This is a genomic window from Campylobacter concisus, assembly GCF_003048775.2.
In the GTDB taxonomy this organism is placed as follows: Bacteria; Campylobacterota; Campylobacteria; order Campylobacterales; family Campylobacteraceae; genus Campylobacter_A; species Campylobacter_A concisus_I.
Genome location: NZ_CP049272.1, coordinates 766,721 through 782,902 on the forward strand (window position 1 = coordinate 766,721; position 16,182 = coordinate 782,902).

Sequence of the window (16,182 nt, forward strand, 5' to 3'; positions counted from 1 at the left end):
CTAATTTTTCGGTTGAATTTATAGCCGAATCAATAACTACAAATATAACATTTTAGCTTGCTATATGAAGTTTAGACTCTTATTTTATTCGTCAAATTTGTTCTATTTTCGCTCCTTTGGTTTATCATCTTTTTATGCAAATTTAAGTAAAATCAACCAAAATTTTTTAAAGGCTAAAAATGGACAAAGCTACCGTAAAAGCGCACAAAATCAGCGACCAAGAGTACGAAGAGATCCTAAAGATCCTAGGCAGAGAGCCAAATTTGCTAGAGCTTGGTATATTTTCAGCGATGTGGAGCGAGCACTGCAGCTACAAATCAAGCAAAAAATACCTAAACGGCTTTCCGACAAAGGCGCCTTGGGTCATCCAAGGACCTGGCGAAAATGCTGGCGTCATTGACGTTGGCGACGGGGTTGCGGCTGTGTTTAAGATGGAGAGTCATAATCACCCAAGCTTTATCGAGCCGTTTCAAGGTGCTGCAACTGGAGTTGGTGGAATTTTAAGAGATATCTTTACGATGGGCGCAAGGGTTGTTGCGAACATGAACTCGCTTCGTTTTGGTGAGATAAGAGGCGATAGCGAGCTAGCCAAAAAGCATAGATATCTACTAAAAGGAAGTGTTGCAGGTATCGGACACTATGGTAACTGCATGGGCATCCCAACGATCGGTGGCGAAACCACATTTGATCCTAGCTTTAATGGCAATATCCTAATCAACGCCTTTGCGCTTGGGCTTTGTAAAAGTGATGAAATTTTCTACGGCAAGGCTGAAGGCGTAGGCAATCCAGTCATTTACGTGGGCTCAAAGACCGGCAGAGACGGACTTGGCGGCGCTGTGATGGCTAGTGATAGCTTTAACGACGAGAACAAATCGCTTCGTCCGACGGTGCAGGTGGGTGATCCATTTGCTGAGAAGCTGCTTATGGAAGCTTGCTTGGAGCTCTTTAAAAAAGACTACATTATTGGCATCCAAGACATGGGCGCAGCGGGACTAACAAGCTCTAGCTTTGAGATGGCAGGCAGAAGTGGTAGCGGTATGAAGATGTACCTAGACCGCGTGCCGATGCGTGAAGTTGGCATGACGCCTTATGAGCTAATGCTAAGTGAGTCTCAAGAGCGCATGCTAATATGCGCCAAAAAGGGCTATGAGCAAAAGGTGCTTGAAATTTTTAGAAAGTGGGACCTTGACGCTGAGATCATCGGCGAGGTCACAAGTAGCGGTGTGATGCAGCTTTACTGGCATGGTGAGCTTGCAGGCGAAATCCCTATCGGCCCACTTAGTGAGGCAGCTCCGGTGCTTGACCGCCCAGTTGCACGTCCAAAATATCTTGATGAGATAGCAAATTTAAAAATTCCAAATAACGTTGATAACAAAACCGCATTTTTCAAGCTTTTAAAAGAGCCAGAGGTGCTAAATAAAAGCTTTATCTACGATCAATACGACGCAAATATCCAAACAAACACGATAAAACAGCCAGGTCACTTAGGCGCTGCAAGTATCAGAGTAAAAGGCACTAAAAAGGCCGTCTCTATGGCTGCACAGTGTGATCCTAGAGCAAATTTTGTTGATCCTAAAATTGGCGCTGCAAGAGCCGTCGCAGCAGCTGGTAGAAAGGTAGCGATGAGTGGCGCTATGCCACTTGCGATCACCGACTGCCTAAACTACGGCAATCCACAAAATCCAGAGGTGATGTGGCAGTTCAAAGAGGGATGTGAAGGCATAAAAGAGGCTTGCCGTGAGCTAAATACGCCAGTTGTTAGCGGTAACGTGAGCCTCTATAACGACACTGACGGCGTGAGCGTCTATCCGACACCAGCCATTGTCACAGTAGGTGTAAATGAAGATGCGAACTTAAATCTAAAAAGCACATTTTTAAGCGAGGGCAGGGCGATTTACCTTCTTGGCGAGACAAGTGGAGAATTTGCAGCTTCACTTTATGCAAAGGCACTATTTAATGTGGTTGGCGGAAAGCTAAAAGAGGTTGATTATAAAGCTGAGCGAGCTCTTTGGGATCTAATAATCGAAGCAAATAAAGAGCAAATTTTAGAGTTTGCAAATAGCGTAGGCGTGGGTGGTCTTGCTATCACGCTAGCAAAAATGGCTAGCATATCAAACATCGGCGTAAACTGCGAGGCGAAATTTAAAGAGCCGAATTTTATCTTTGATGAGAGCTTTTCAAGAGCAGTTGTGGGAGTAAAAGACGAGGCTAAATTTGAAGCGCTTGCTGCTAAATTTGGCGTAAAATTTGAAAAAATTGGCGTTAGTGGTGGCAGAAGATTTAAACTAAATGATATCGATGAGAGCGTGGATGAGATAAGAGAAATTTATCTAAATGAGTTTGCAAAAATCGTTAGAAAAGAGGATTAAAAAATGGCTTTGAAAAAGGGTAAGGTCGCTGAGGCTGAAAATGAGCAAAAGGAAGCAGAGCAAGTTGAAAAGCGGGGCGTAGCAAAACCGCCAGTGCTTTTTAGTAAGACACAAAATTTAATAAAATCGATCGAAAAAAGACTAAACGCCACCTTGATAACTTACTATAATTCAAATGCTGGTAGCGTTTGCGGCAACGATGCGAGTGCTATGTATGAAATTTTAAAGGGTAAAAAGATAGATACTGCTTATCTTTTTATAAAAAGTGACGGCGGAAGCGGTATCGCCGCTCTTAGGATTATCACTACTCTTAGAAATTACTGCAAAAATTTAATAGCTCTAATACCTGCAAACTGTGCCTCAGCTGCTACCATGATGGCACTTGGCGCAAATGAGATCGTCATGGGGCCACTTGCCTATCTAACGCCTGTTGATACTTCACTCAAACACGAGCTTAGCCCGACAAACAAAGGCAATGAGCTTGTGAGTGTTTCGATGGACGAACTTAGTCGTGTGGTGAAGCTTTGGAAAGAGCAAGACAAAGATAGGCCAAACGACACAAACCCTTATAATTCTCTTTATGAGTATATTCATCCGCTAGTCTTTGGTGCGGTTGATCGTGCTAGCTCGTTATCGCTTAAGATTTGCACCGAGCTTCTTAGGTACCACATCGATGATGATAAAAAGATCGCAGAAATTTCTGAAAGGCTAAATGGCGACTACCCAGCTCACGAATATCCGATCCTCTTTAGAGAGGCGCACGAGATCGGCCTTCATGTAAAAAAGATGGATGATGATCTAAATGAAATGCTTCAAGAGTTAACGCTACTTTACTCTGAGATGGGACAGCGAGCTTTTACCGACTATGATGAAAATAGCTACCACGATAACAATATCGCAAATATCATCGAAACAAATGGCAAGCAAATTTACTATCAGATAGATAAGGACTGGTTTTATCGCCCTGAAGAGCGTCGCTGGAATGTGATGAATGACGAGAGCTCTTGGCGTAAAAACGAGCTAGTAAATGGCAAAATAAAAAATACTATCTATCACTTGTGGTAATATGTCTGGAGTCCTGTTTTTACTGATATTAGGCGGTGCGATATTTCTCTTTATGAATGTCCAAATAGGTAGTAACCGCAAGAAACAAGCAGATGTAGATGAGGCTAAATTTCTAGTCTCACTGCTTGCAAAAGTAGCTAAAAGTGACGGCAGAGTTAGCGAGCTAGAGGCTAGGCTGATCACTCAAGTGCTAGATGATCTAAGCCAGAAAGTTAGCGGCGTTAGCGGCGTGCGTGAGTATCTAAAAGATGTCTATAACAGTCAAAAAGAAAATGTAGATAACGCCTATGAGACCGCCAGAAACTATAAGCGTGCGTTTAATCTAAACTACGATACATGTGTCGCTAGACTCACATTTTTTCTGAATTTGGCTTATATTGATGGCGAGTTTAATGCAAGTGAGCAAGCTGTCATCAGAAATATTGCTTATGGATTTGGCATCGACAAAGATACGCTTGATGAGATCATCTTTAAATTTGATAGCTTTTATGGCTCAAGATTTGATGCAAATCCCGATGAAGCTATCCAAGAAAAAGATGCGTTTGAGATTCTAGGACTTAGTAAAAATGCAAGTCTTGAAGAGGTAAAAGCTCGTTATAAAGAGCTTGTGAGGCAGTATCATCCCGACATTTTAATGGGTAGAGGCGAGAGTAAAGAGGTGATAGAACGCTCAACTAAAAAGCTTCAGGAGATAAATGAGGCTTATGGGCGATTAAAAGAGAAATTTGGAGTTTAGATGAATAAATTTATTATTTTGCTGCTAGCGGTGGCTGGCTTTTGTAATAATTTTAAAGTGGTAAATATCGATGGAAAAGAGATAAAATTTAAGCTTACGCAAAGCGAGCTTTATCAAGATCAAAGGTTAGTCATCAGCAACTACGATGTTAAAGATAGCAATGTGAGCATAATATTTGTCGATAAAGATGGCAACAAGAGCGACATTATGTCGGTTCAAGCAAAAAAATTAAATGAAATTAGTGAGTATATCTTTTCGTATGATCGCGGTATAAAGGTGATGAAATTTAGCTCGAAAAAGCCGATATGCGAGGCACTTGAGAAAGAGGAGCCTGTAAATTTAAGCGTATTAGATGCGAGATATTTTGATGGCAATCAAATTTCAAGCTATGCCTTTAGTGTTGATATTGCTGGTCAAAAGCGTGAAAACTTTGTAGAGAGAAAAGACTATTATATAGATGCAGCTGCAAATGTTATGGTTACGCTAGAAGCCTTATCTATAAAGAATATCGCAAAGGATATAAAAATGGGGCAGCTTCTGCTTGTAAAAGGTATATGTTTAACAAAAAGATAAAAAATTTAATGAAGGAGAAAAAATGAGAGCATTGCTTAGCGTTAGCGATAAAGAGGGCATTGTAGAGTTTGCAAAGGGGCTGGAAGAGCTTGGCTGGCAGATACTTTCAACTGGCGGTACATTTAAGCTTTTAAAAGAAAATGGCATCAAAGCCACTGAGGTTAGCGAATTTACGGCTTCACCTGAGATGTTTGAGGGCAGGGTAAAGACGCTTCATCCAAAGATACATGGCGGCATCTTGCATAAACGTGACGACGCTACGCACGTGGCTCAGGCAAAAGAGCATGGCATCGAGGGCATAGACCTAGTTTGCGTAAATTTATATCCATTTAAAGAGACTACGATTAGGACAGATGACTTTGCTGAGATCATCGAAAATATTGACATCGGTGGCCCAGCCATGGTAAGAAGTGCAGCTAAAAATTTTAAAGACGTGCTTATCGTTACTAGCGTGCTTGATTATGATGAAATTTTAAAGCGCCTAAAAGAGAAAAGTGATGATTTTGAGTTTAGAAGATCGCTGATGATAAAGGCATTCGAGCACACAGCAGCTTATGATAGTATGATCGCAAACTATATGAATGATAGATTTAATGGTGGTTTTGGCGATGCTAGATTTATCGTGGGAAGCAAGGTTTTTGACACAAGATACGGAGAAAATCCACACCAAAAAGGCGCACTTTATGAGTTTGATTATTTCTTTACAAATAACTTTAGAGCCTTAAAAGGCGAGGCAAGTTTCAATAATATGACCGATATAAATGGCGCATTGATGCTTGCAACTAGCTTTGATGATGCGCCAGCAGTGGCTATCATCAAGCACGCTAACCCTTGCGGCTTTGCAGTAAAAGATACCTTGCTTGAGAGCTACGAGGCTGCGCTTAAGTGCGATCCGATCTCAGCTTACGGCGGTGTGGTTGCAATAAATGGCACACTTGATGAGAAGCTAGCAAAAAAGATAAATGAAATTTACGTTGAAGTAATAATTGCTGCAAATGTTGATGAAGCAGCTCTTAAAGTATTTGAGAGTAAAAAACGTATCAAAATTTTCACTCAAGACAATAAATTTTTAGTTCGCTCAAATGATAAATTTGACTTTAAGCACGTTGATGGTGGATTTGTATTTCAAGAAAGAGACTATGTAAAAGACGAAGAGCTTGAAAATATGAAGCAAATGAGCAAGAAATTTGCAACTGGTAGCGAACTAAAAGATGCTCAGATCGCGTGGAAAGTGGCTGCGCTAACGAAGAGCAACTGCGTAGTTTATGTAAAAGATGGCGCTATGGTGGCTATTGGCATGGGTATGACTAGCCGTGTGGATGCTGCACGTGCAGCCGTGGCAAAGGCAAAAGAGCTAAAGATCGATCTAAGCGGTTGCGTTCTTGCAAGTGAGGCATTCTTTCCATTTAGAGATAGTATCGACATCGCTAGCAAGGTCGGCGTAAAATGTGTCATCGAGCCAGGTGGCAGCATCAGAGATGATGAGGTGATAGAGGCTACCGATGAGCATGGCATGTCACTATATTTTACTGGTGTTAGGCACTTCTTGCACTAAAATTTAGGGGCGCTTGCCCCTTTCTTCACACTTTATAACTTTAATTTTCATATAATCTTTTAAAAATGAAAGGAGATAGAATGAAAAAGATCTTAAAATTTATCTTAATGGCGGCGGTGTTTTTTGGTCTAAATTTGATGGCAAAAGATGAGCTTATAAAGGAGCAGACGATGGCAGGGCAAAATTTAAAAGAAATTTATCTAGCAGGCGGTTGCTTTTGGGGTATGCAGGGATATTTTAAAAAGATATTTGGCGTAGTGGATACAAAGGTAGGCTACGCGAATGGCAAGAGCGAAAATACTAGCTACCGCGAGCTTCATGAGAGTGATCATGCTGAGACACTTTATGTAAAATACGACGAAAATAGAGTCGCTTTGGCTGAAATTTTGGCTCACTTTTTTAGGGTAATCGATCCGACCTCGCTAAACAAACAAGGCAATGACGTTGGTAGGCAGTATAGAAGCGGAATTTACTATGTGAGCGAAAGTGATCTGCCAACGATAGAGAGCTTTATGAAAATAGAGCAAAAGAAATTTAAAGATAAGATCGTGGTTGAGGTGGCGCCACTTAAAAATTTCGTCTTAGGTGAGGAGTATCATCAAGATTATCTTGATAAAAATCCTTTTGGATATTGTCACATTGACCTAGGTTTAGCTGATAAACCGCTTTACGATGAGGCAAAATTTAAGCCGCTTAGTAAAGATGAGCTAAAGAAAAATTTAAGTAGCGAGCAGTATGCCGTGACGCAAGAAGCAGCGACCGAGAGGCCATTTAGCAGCGAGTATGATAAATTTGATCAAAAAGGCATTTATGTAGATATAACGAGCGGAAAGCCACTTTTCTCAAGTGCAGATAAATTTGATGCAGGATGTGGCTGGCCAAGCTTTACAAAGCCTATCACGACAACAGCTCTTTCGTATAAGGAGGACAACTCGTTTATGATGAAAAGGGTCGAAGTTAAGTCTCAAAATAGCGATGCGCACCTTGGACATGTTTTTGACGATGGCCCAAGCGATAAGGGTGGGCTAAGATATTGCATAAACGGCGCAAGCCTTAAATTTATACCACTTGAAGATATGGCTAGGCTTGGATACGAGGAATTTATACCTTACATAAAATAGCTTTTGTTGAAGCAAATCAATAGTTTAAAAAGTTTAATCAGAGTATAATTCTCCAAAATTAAAAGGAGAAAAAATGAGCGATTTTTTCAAAAACGCAGAGCAGTTTAATGTCGATGGTGCAACTGTGCCATTTTATAAATTTAATGAAAATGGTGTAAATTTTGTTGGCTTTGATTCACGTCCTTGCGTGCCGCCAGAGCCAATGGTCAATGCATTAATCGCTATTAAATTTGCTGATAAAGACACAAAAATTATGATGCTAAATCATAAATTTCCAGCTGGTCTTATACCAAAGATAGATAAGAGCTTTGATATAGAGCGTGAAGATATAGATGGTGGGGCTGTAAAGATGATTTTTAGCCTAAAAGACGGTGCAAACATAGAAGACGTAGATATGAGTCTTTGCCACTAAGATGCTTTTAAATACTTACGCGCCACCATTTAAGCTAGTCGGTGGATATTTTATTGCTGGAATTTTCTTTTTAGCATTAAGTGTGCCGGCATTCTTTTATACAGATTTTGATGCGATTAGCTCACTAAACACAGCTGGTTTTTTGCATATATTTTTTGTTGGCTTTGTTATGAGTATTATTATCGGAGCACTTTATCAGCTAACCTCAGTCATCTTAGAAAAGCCATTTTTTACAGCAAAAGGTGCTATTTTAAATTTGGCTATTTTTTGTCTATCATTGCTGGGTATGTGTTACGGGATGTTATTTGCTGATGCTAAAATTTTACAAATTAGTGGAGTTTTGCTTTTTTGCTCACTTGCCTTTTTTGCTACGACTTATGCACTAAGCTTTATGGATAATGAAAAAAAGAGCTTTGCGGCCTTTGCACTTTTTGTTTCAGCTGTCTTTTTGCTAATTGGAATAACGCTTGGTTTTTGCTTGCTTATGATACTTAGTGGCACGCTGATGCTTGATTTTGAGATGACACTAAAATTTCACGTTTATTTTGTGCTGGGATTTGTATTTCTTGTGATACTTGGAGCTGCTAGCGTACTCTTACCTATGTTTGCATTGGCTCACGATCTAAAATTTACACTTAGCAAGACCTCACTAGCATGCTATATTTTGGGTGGCATCTTACTAGCTTTTAATGAAAATTTGTCTATTTTGTCAATATGTGTGGCGGCTTTACTTTTTATAGCTCAAGCGCTTTATATTTTAAAAAAACGCGTTAGAAAGGCGTATGATTACTGGAATGTAAATATAGTGCTTTCGTTGGTGGCTTTGCTTGGTGCCACTGTTTTTATAGCTTTAGACAAATTAAATTTAGCTGCATATTTTTTAATATATGGCTTTTTGTTTGCTTTTATCGTAGCTCATCTTTATAAGATCGCACCATTTCTCATATGGTATCACTACGTAGCACCTTTTGTCGGAAAGGTAAAAGTGCCACTTCTTGATGCCATGATACTAAAAAAGATAGCTTATTTTGGTATAGCTTTTAATGCTATCTCGCTTCTTTGTTATCTTCTATCAACTTGCTTTGAACTAGAAATTTTAGTGCAAGCAGGTATGATTTTTATAGCTCTTAGTATAGTTTTGCTATCGATAAATATAATAAATATTTTTAGATTTACTGGTTTTAAAGGATAAAAAATGAAAGAAAAAATTTATAACGCACTGTCAAATATCGTTGATCCAGAAGTTGGCTTTGATATCGTTTCGCTCGGACTTATATATGATGCGAGCTGCGATGAGAATGGCAAAGCAAAGGTTACTATGACGCTTTCAACCAAATCTTGCCCGCTACATGAAATGATACTTGGCTGGGTAGAGACTGCCGTGCTTGATATAGAAGGCGTCAAAGAGTGTGAGATCGATCTTGTCTGGGAGCCTGAGTGGAATATACAAATGGCAAGCGATTTTGTAAAAGCACAACTTGGAGTTTAATTTTTAAGTTTTTGGATTTAAAGGTTTGTAAATTTTTAATAAGCTAGAGAGCAAAAGCTCTCTAGAAATTTTAAGGAGTTTGTTTTTTATTAGTCCATTTGATGGCGCATAAATGATGGCACATCAAGCTGTGACATATAGTCTTCGTCATATCCACCACTAACTTTTTTAAGTCTTAATATACGCTCTTTTTTTATGATATCGTTTGCATTAGAAGTTTGTATTTCATCTTTTTTTTCAGTTTCTTTTTGTGAGCTTTGAAAACCTGTGGCTATTATTGTAACTTCAACTTTATTGTCTTCTATTTTGTCATCAGTTGTTGTACCAAATATAATTTCAGCATCTTCATCTGCTGCCTCATGAATAATGCTCATCGCATTATTGATATCAGCTAGTGGGCAACTAGGGCTTATTCTAAAATGAACTAAAATACCAAATGCGCCATTTATTGTCATATTATCAAGAAGTGGTGATTGTATAGCATTTTTTATAGCTTCTTGTGCTGCATCTTCGCCGCTTGCTTCGCCAACACCCATTAGAGCTAGTCCTCTATGGCTCATAATCGTTCTAACATCAGCAAAGTCTAGATTTATGTCGCTTTTTCCTGAATCAAGCACGATCGTACTCATGCCATTGACGGCTCTTGCAAGTACTTCATCGACCATTTCAAAGCTTTCTTTTATGCCAGCATTTTTATCAATTAGTGTTAAGAGCTTATCGTTTGGAATGACTACAATAGAATCGCTTTCTTTTCTAAGTTCTTCAAGGCCACAATCAGCCAATTTTCTACGTTTTTTTCCTTCAAACATAAAAGGCATAGTAACAACTGCAACTGTTAGTGCGCCAATATCTTTTGCAGCTTGAGCAACTACTGGAGCTGCACCTGTACCAGTTCCACCACCAAGTCCTGTACCGATAAAAACTATATCTGATGTCTCAAGTGCACTTTTTACTTCATCGTAGCTCTCTTCAGCAGCAGCTTTTCCTATTTCAGGTCTCATGCCTGCACCTAGACCTTTTGTTGTCTTTTCTCCAAGCTGTATTTTTGTATGTGCAAGAGAATTTTCAAGAGCCTTAGCATCTGTATTAGCAACAATAAGATCTATATTTAAATTTGGATTAACTCTTATTATGTGGTTGACCATATTGCCACCACCTCCACCTACACCTACGACCTTTATCTTTGCACCATAGATGCTTTTATTTTCTTCTACTGTGAAGCTACTCATTTTTGAAATTCTCCTTAAAATAATTGTGTAATACTATACCAAAATTTTGCAAAAGCATTTGGCTTTTTTTCTTGTTTGCTAATATCTGCAATATTGGCAAGCTCTTCTTTGTTTTTTGATTTATTTGCTATCTCTAATTCAAAATCTTTATCAGAAAAACTATCCTCTTTTTCATTTGGATCCTGCACCTCTTGTCCAAAATTTTGTACATTTTCTTCTTCTACAAAAACATTCCTAAAATTTGCTTTCGGTTTTGAGGCTATTTCCCCTTGGTATCTCATTTTTTTCTCAGAATCAATCTCGTATGGGCTAAAGTTGCCAGCACCATACAAACAAAGCCCTATAGCACAAGAATTTGCTGGGTCTCTTAAAATTTCAAATAATCCATCCATTTCTTTTGGTTTTGCTATACGAACTGGCATTTTATCAAATATCGCAGATGCAAGATCCCTAATACCTTCTAGCTTAGTCATGCCGCCAGTAAGTATTATTCCAGCACCAATGCTATCTTTATAGCCGCTATCTTCTAGCATCTTAGCAAGTACCATAAGGGTTTCTTCTGCTCTGGCATATATAACATTTGATATTATGTCTAGTGAAACTTCGTGGCTTTTTGTTTCATCTCCAAGTATCGGGAGCTCTATTAGATCAACTGACTTATTTATTAAAGCACCATAACCTAATTTTATCTCTTCTGCCTTTGGAAGTGGTGTATGTAGAGCCATAGAAAGATCATTTGTAATGTTTGCTGAGCCAACAGGTAAAAATTCATTGTATCTTATAGAATTTCCAGAATGCACTACAAGATTACAAGTAGCACCACCCATATCAACAAGTGCGGCACCAAGCTCTTTCTCATCTTTTGTTAATGTTGCTATCGCAGAAGCATATCCTGAAAGGACTATGTTATCTAGCTGAACGCCTGCTAAATTTACGGCTTTTCTTAGGTTGCTAATAGATGATTTTTGTACTGTAACAATATGTGTTTGCACTTCCAGTCTACTACCATTCATGCCTATTGGATCTTCAATGTGTTCTTGTCCATCTACTTTAAAATTATAAGGAAGAACATGTAATTTTTCATATTCATGAGGTATATCAGCTGTATGATCGGCCATTTGCATAGCACGCTCAATCTCTTTTATACCTATTTCATGATTTGGTATATTCACTACACCACTACTGTCAACGCTTTTTGTATACGCACCAGAAATAGAAACTATGACCTTTTCATAGCGTGTTCCTGCAACTCTTTGTGCTTCTATTAATGCATTTTTTATTGACTTTGCAGCTTGTTCAATATTAGTTATAACACCTTTTCTTATTCCCTGCGTTTTTTCAGTTCCAATTCCAATTATCTTAATACCATTTTCATCATGTTGTGCTATTACTGCACAAATCTGGAAAGAGCCGATATCTATACCTAAAATTTTTGTACTCAAGATAAATTACCTTTTGATATATTCTTTAATTTCATAGTATTTTTTTAGTTTGTTTGTTAAATCTTTTATTAACTCATTATTTTTAAGCATTGTAACGTTTTGCTGTGTTATTTGCTTATAGTTATTATCTATATTATCTACAAGCAACCTTTGTTCCAAAATATCGTATATAACGGCCTTATCTTCTAATATAACATAATCTTCTTTTTTGTTGTTAGTTTCAAAAAGTTGAGAAACAAAAGTTCTAGTTTCACTTTCATTTAGTCCTAAGATAGAGCCATTTATATCTCTACTGATAAAGCCTATATCAGTTCCTTTGAAATTTTGTAAAGACTCTTTTGCTATGGTTATTAAGTTTTCTTTTTTCTTTTTATCTTTGTAAATTTTAAGCACCATTGCTCTTGCTTGTTCAAAACTCATAGGTTGTGGAGGAGTTATACTTTTTACTCTAACTATCAAATATCCATCTTTATATGTAAACGGTTTTATCACCTCACCAACTTTTGCCCCTTTTATTTCATCGAGCGAGAATGTCGCATTATCTTCATTTATACTAACAAATTCATTTGTTGCAAGCTCAGCTTTTTTGATAGAGGTATATTTTTTTAAAGCATCGGTCTTACTTTTCTCAATATTGTAGTCTTTGACAACTTCAGTCTTTACTTCGTCAAATGATTTGATTTTATCATCAGAGCCTTTGTATCTCTCCTTGTTTTCGTTATAGTAGTCACTCAAAGTAGTTTGATTTACATCATTTTTATTTGACTCTATAAAGTATGTTTCTAGACCATATATAGTCTTTGTCATATAGTTGTTTTTATTTGTTTCCCAAAGATTCTTTAGCTCTTTTTCATCTATTTTTATATCACTTTGATTAGCATTTATTATCTGTATTGCTAATTTGTCTTGCATAAAAAAGCTTGCTTCCATCATTGCAATGTCTTCTTTGCTAGCTGGTAAATTTAAAATAGTTCTAAGCTTATCAAGTAGTATTGTTAGTTTTAAATTTTCTTCAAAATCAGTTGGATTTATTCTAGCTCTTCTTAAAATATCGTAGTATAAATTTTTATCAAAAGTACCATCTTTTTGAAATGTTGGATCAGCGATTATATATTTTAAAATATCATCTTTACTAACACTAAGACCTATATCGTCTGCAAAATTTAATAGTAAATTCTCTTGAATTGTAGCCTGAAGTGCAGCATTTTGTAAGCCTAACTCATTGGCCTTTTCTTGTGTTAATTTACCATCAAAAAGATTATTGTAGTATTGATACAAATTATCGTATTTTTGTTGTAGTTCTTGAATGCTTATATTTCTGTGTCCTACTTTTGCTACCGAAGTGGCTCGATTGCTGTTTAAATCATATGCTCCCCAGCCTACAAAGCCTGCTCCAACAAAGGCTATTGTACTTACCCAAATGGTAACAACTAGGTATTTTTTATGTTTTTGCATCCAAGACAACATTAAATTTTCCTTTAAAAGACTAACGAAATTCGTATGATATATTATATAAAATTGCCTTAAATAAGCTTAAAATAGGGGCTTTAAAAATACCTTTGTGAAGAATTTTAATAACATTTTTTTGGTATTGTTAGCAAAATTTTAAATACTATAATCGCTATAACCACTAGTTAAATGAAGCAATTTGCAGCTATTTTCTAGTAAAGCTATCTCTTTTGCAAGAAGCTGAGGGCTTCTACTGTAGGCATAAATGCCATATCCTTTAATGATAATAATGTTTGTATTTTTTTCAACCATATATCTATAAATTTCAGTTTCTGCACGCTCATACCAGTCGTCATATTGTTTTGGATCATAGACTAAAATTTCATTAAATCTCATATACCCAAAATAATCTTTCGGTACTATTTTTTCATGTTTCATTGCGTAGGCAGTTGCGTATGGTGGCATTGCGTAGCAAACAAATCTCGCCTCATTTATATTTTTATAAATATTTAAGTGTATATCAGCATCAAGACTAGCTTCATTCCAACGATAGTCTTTTTTTGATGAAAGAAGTGTCAAATCATCATCTTTTAAATTATCAAAAATGGCATTTTGTTTATTGATTATAAATTGATTTTTTTCGACTCTTGCCGAAATCGAGCCGTGAAAAACGCCAAAAAAATTCTTTCTAAACATAGAAAGTGATATCGTTTTTATCTCATTTATTGAGTGTTCTAGCTCCATTTTTTCTCCTACATTTAAGCGATTATATTTAAGCTATCTTAAAATTTATGTAAAATTTTGTGTAATGATAGCTTTTTAAGTAAAATTTCGATAAATTTTCCACACTATTTACTATACAGAGGCAGTGTTGCAAAGTCCACATATTAGTGTTTTACTTGATGAAGTTCTATCTTTTTTTAAAAATTTAAATGGAAATTTTATAGATTGCACGCTTGGATATGCCGGACATTCTAGTGTCATTTTATCTCAAAATGAAAATTTAAATTTAATTGCCTGTGATAGAGATAACGAAGCTATAAATTTTTCACTAAAAAAACTTGAGCCATTTGGTAGTAGGGTTAAAATTTATAAAAGTAACTTCTCTGAATTGACTAGCAAGCTAAGTCAAGAAGAAATTTTAAATGTTAGAGGAATTTTGGCTGACATCGGTGTTAGCTCGCTTCAGATAGATAAAGATGATAGGGGCTTTAGTCTTAGCTCAAGCACGCTTGATATGCGCATGGATAAAGAGCGAAATTTTAGTGCGTTTGACGTTGTGAATGGATACTCTTTTGATGAGTTGGTTAGAATTTTTAGAGATTATGGTGAGCTAAAAAATGCTGCCGGGATTGCAAATAAAATTATAAATGCTAGAAATTTAGGCAAGATAACGAGTGCAAAAGAGCTTGCAAATTTAATAGGTACAGCCCAGATAAAAGGGCGCGGAGTTAGCCCTGCAATACTTGCCTTTCAAGCCATCAGGATAGAGGTAAATGGTGAGCTAGATGAGCTAACAAATTTGCTTGATAGTATAGAAAAAGGCGGGTTTAAAGATTGTCTTGTGGCGATTATTACATTTCACTCACTTGAAGATAGGATCGTAAAGGAGCGCTTTAAAAAATGGGCAAATAGCTGTATCTGCCCGCCAGGTGTCTATAGGTGTGAGTGCGGAAACAACCACGAATTAGGAGAAATTTTGACCAAAAAGCCACTAACGGCAAGTAGTAGTGAGCTAAAGGTAAACTCACGAAGCAAGAGCGCAAAACTGCGGGTTTTTAAGATAAAGGGATAAAAATGCAAGAAAAAGAAGAGCTACTAACGCTTCACGACGAGGAGCAAAAACGTGAGGTAAATTTAAGCTTTAAGACATTAGTGATGGTCTATTTAGCTGTTTTTATAGCTCTAGCTATATTTTTGCCAAAAATTTACATAGCAAATCAAATTTATTATATAAGTAGAGATATAGCGGACATTAGCGGTAAGCGAGATATGCTTTTAGAGGAAAATAGAGCTCTTAATATAAAGCTCGAAAATTTACGTTATAAAAATCAAATTTTAAATAATATGCAAGAGCGTCAATGGAAATAACTGAACATTTAAAGTTTTTAAATTTCGGTGATTCAATTACATTGGCAAATAATATAGCCATTTTGTATGCAACTGCACAAAAATAAAGTTAACTCAACAAACAAAGCCTAGCTTAACTTACTAATTAATTACTTTAATTACTCTCTTTTTGAGAGATTAGCTTTTCATATATATATTGTTCTAAATCTTTTTTTGATATGTCATTTTTTATAGCAGTATTATAAATTTCTTCGACCTTGCTTGAGTATTTTTCATAGCCAAAATAGGGAAAATGCACACTCCAGGCTTTCTTGATAAGATCGTGACTTATCTCTCTTCTTGCCCAAACTTTAAACATATCAAAGCCAATGAAAACGGCCGAAGTAACGACAGCAGTCGCTATTATCGATATGTGTGCATCAGTTTTTGCTAAAAAATGATGCGTGATGATTAACAATGGAAATAAAATGACAAAACAGATAAGTGCATAAATCTGGTAGAGCTTGATATGGTTAAATCTAAAATTTAGCTTTGCTCCATCTATTAGCATACCTTCGTTAAAAAGGGCATTTGCTTCAAGTAGATCCCTAAATAAAACTGGCTGTTTTGAAACAAAAAAAACGTTTTTTATGATTCTATCTTTTAAAGTTTCTTGCATTTTTTATAGACTTT

16 protein-coding genes are annotated in these 16,182 nt (G+C 36.8%); 11 read left to right on the forward strand and 5 right to left on the reverse strand.

The genetic code is table 11. The annotated features are described in order from the left end of the window. Positions 1-179 precede the first annotated feature (179 nt). From purL to CVT17_RS03885, 9 genes are all read left to right on the forward strand, one after another. Positions 180-2,369: a phosphoribosylformylglycinamidine synthase subunit PurL gene (gene purL / locus CVT17_RS03845; protein ID WP_107770495.1), complete on the forward strand. Its 2,190-nt coding sequence runs from the start codon at positions 180-182 to the stop codon at positions 2,367-2,369. A gap of 3 nt (positions 2,370-2,372) precedes the next feature. Continuing rightward, a complete protein-coding gene (locus CVT17_RS03850; RefSeq protein WP_107695291.1) occupies positions 2,373-3,434 on the forward strand; it encodes an SDH family Clp fold serine proteinase in 1,062 nt (353 codons plus the stop codon). Position 3,435: 1 nt separating this feature from the next. Further along, positions 3,436-4,170, forward strand: a complete 735-nt coding sequence (locus CVT17_RS03855; RefSeq protein ID WP_107770494.1) for a TerB family tellurite resistance protein — start codon at positions 3,436-3,438, stop codon at positions 4,168-4,170. Then, positions 4,171-4,743: a hypothetical protein gene (locus CVT17_RS03860; RefSeq protein WP_107770493.1), complete on the forward strand. Its 573-nt coding sequence runs from the start codon at positions 4,171-4,173 to the stop codon at positions 4,741-4,743. Between the two features lie 22 nt (positions 4,744-4,765). Beyond that, a complete protein-coding gene (gene purH, locus CVT17_RS03865) occupies positions 4,766-6,298 on the forward strand; it encodes a bifunctional phosphoribosylaminoimidazolecarboxamide formyltransferase/IMP cyclohydrolase (protein WP_107858691.1) in 1,533 nt (510 codons plus the stop codon). Between the two features lie 80 nt (positions 6,299-6,378). After that, positions 6,379-7,419: a peptide-methionine (R)-S-oxide reductase MsrB gene (gene msrB, locus CVT17_RS03870; protein ID WP_107770491.1), complete on the forward strand. Its 1,041-nt coding sequence runs from the start codon at positions 6,379-6,381 to the stop codon at positions 7,417-7,419. A 73-nt stretch (positions 7,420-7,492) separates the two neighbouring features. After that, a complete protein-coding gene (locus CVT17_RS03875) occupies positions 7,493-7,831 on the forward strand; it encodes a hypothetical protein (RefSeq protein ID WP_107770490.1) in 339 nt (112 codons plus the stop codon). A 1-nt stretch (position 7,832) separates the two neighbouring features. After that, the gene (locus CVT17_RS03880; RefSeq protein WP_107770489.1) at positions 7,833-9,023 is read left to right on the forward strand and encodes a peptidase M50; all 1,191 of its coding nucleotides are present in this window, start codon (positions 7,833-7,835) and stop codon (positions 9,021-9,023) included. A gap of 3 nt (positions 9,024-9,026) precedes the next feature. Further along, entirely contained in the window at positions 9,027-9,320 is a 294-nt protein-coding gene (locus CVT17_RS03885) for a metal-sulfur cluster assembly factor (RefSeq protein WP_021091019.1), read from the forward strand. An 89-nt stretch (positions 9,321-9,409) separates the two neighbouring features. Here the strand turns inward: CVT17_RS03885 and ftsZ are convergent, their stop codons facing one another. From ftsZ to CVT17_RS03905, 4 genes are all read right to left on the reverse strand, one after another. Further along, on the reverse strand, positions 9,410-10,549 hold the full coding sequence (gene ftsZ / locus CVT17_RS03890; RefSeq protein WP_103593171.1) for a cell division protein FtsZ: 1,140 nt from the start codon (positions 10,547-10,549) through the stop codon (positions 9,410-9,412). 14 nt (positions 10,550-10,563) lie between these two features. Then, positions 10,564-11,991 (reverse strand): cell division protein FtsA, encoded by a 1,428-nt coding sequence (ftsA, locus tag CVT17_RS03895; protein WP_021090773.1) that lies wholly within the window; start codon positions 11,989-11,991, stop codon positions 10,564-10,566. Positions 11,992-11,997: 6 nt separating this feature from the next. Next, positions 11,998-13,458 carry a peptidylprolyl isomerase gene (locus CVT17_RS03900; protein WP_107770488.1) on the reverse strand — a complete coding sequence of 487 codons (1,461 nt, stop codon included), beginning with the start codon at positions 13,456-13,458 and terminating at the stop codon, positions 11,998-12,000. Between the two features lie 138 nt (positions 13,459-13,596). Continuing rightward, entirely contained in the window at positions 13,597-14,184 is a 588-nt protein-coding gene (locus CVT17_RS03905) for a class II aldolase and adducin N-terminal domain-containing protein (protein ID WP_107770487.1), read from the reverse strand. Positions 14,185-14,311: 127 nt separating this feature from the next. On the opposite strand from CVT17_RS03905, the gene rsmH reads away from it, so the two are divergent. Next, positions 14,312-15,235 carry a 16S rRNA (cytosine(1402)-N(4))-methyltransferase RsmH gene (gene rsmH / locus CVT17_RS03910; RefSeq protein WP_107770486.1) on the forward strand — a complete coding sequence of 308 codons (924 nt, stop codon included), beginning with the start codon at positions 14,312-14,314 and terminating at the stop codon, positions 15,233-15,235. Positions 15,236-15,237: 2 nt separating this feature from the next. Beyond that, positions 15,238-15,531, forward strand: a complete 294-nt coding sequence (locus CVT17_RS03915) for a hypothetical protein (protein ID WP_021090986.1) — start codon at positions 15,238-15,240, stop codon at positions 15,529-15,531. Positions 15,532-15,664: 133 nt separating this feature from the next. Here the strand turns inward: CVT17_RS03915 and CVT17_RS03920 are convergent, their stop codons facing one another. Further along, positions 15,665-16,168, reverse strand: coding sequence for a hypothetical protein (locus CVT17_RS03920; RefSeq protein ID WP_103579680.1), 504 nt, complete (start codon positions 16,166-16,168; stop codon positions 15,665-15,667). Between the last annotated feature and the right edge of the window lie 14 nt (positions 16,169-16,182).

Coding starts and splice junctions, on each gene's coding strand:
- CVT17_RS03915 (WP_021090986.1), top strand. CDS start 15,238: ATGCAAGAAAAAGAAGAGCTACTAACGCTTCACGACGAGGAGCAAAAA.
- purL (WP_107770495.1), top strand. CDS start 180: ATGGACAAAGCTACCGTAAAAGCGCACAAAATCAGCGACCAAGAGTAC.
- purH (WP_107858691.1), top strand. CDS start 4,766: ATGAGAGCATTGCTTAGCGTTAGCGATAAAGAGGGCATTGTAGAGTTT.
- CVT17_RS03885 (WP_021091019.1), top strand. CDS start 9,027: ATGAAAGAAAAAATTTATAACGCACTGTCAAATATCGTTGATCCAGAA.
- ftsZ (WP_103593171.1), bottom strand. CDS start 10,549: ATGAGTAGCTTCACAGTAGAAGAAAATAAAAGCATCTATGGTGCAAAG.
- CVT17_RS03875 (WP_107770490.1), top strand. CDS start 7,493: ATGAGCGATTTTTTCAAAAACGCAGAGCAGTTTAATGTCGATGGTGCA.
- CVT17_RS03920 (WP_103579680.1), bottom strand. CDS start 16,168: ATGCAAGAAACTTTAAAAGATAGAATCATAAAAAACGTTTTTTTTGTT.
- CVT17_RS03900 (WP_107770488.1), bottom strand. CDS start 13,458: ATGTTGTCTTGGATGCAAAAACATAAAAAATACCTAGTTGTTACCATT.
- CVT17_RS03905 (WP_107770487.1), bottom strand. CDS start 14,184: ATGGAGCTAGAACACTCAATAAATGAGATAAAAACGATATCACTTTCT.
- CVT17_RS03860 (WP_107770493.1), top strand. CDS start 4,171: ATGAATAAATTTATTATTTTGCTGCTAGCGGTGGCTGGCTTTTGTAAT.
- msrB (WP_107770491.1), top strand. CDS start 6,379: ATGAAAAAGATCTTAAAATTTATCTTAATGGCGGCGGTGTTTTTTGGT.
- CVT17_RS03850 (WP_107695291.1), top strand. CDS start 2,373: ATGGCTTTGAAAAAGGGTAAGGTCGCTGAGGCTGAAAATGAGCAAAAG.
- CVT17_RS03855 (WP_107770494.1), top strand. CDS start 3,436: ATGTCTGGAGTCCTGTTTTTACTGATATTAGGCGGTGCGATATTTCTC.
- CVT17_RS03880 (WP_107770489.1), top strand. CDS start 7,833: ATGCTTTTAAATACTTACGCGCCACCATTTAAGCTAGTCGGTGGATAT.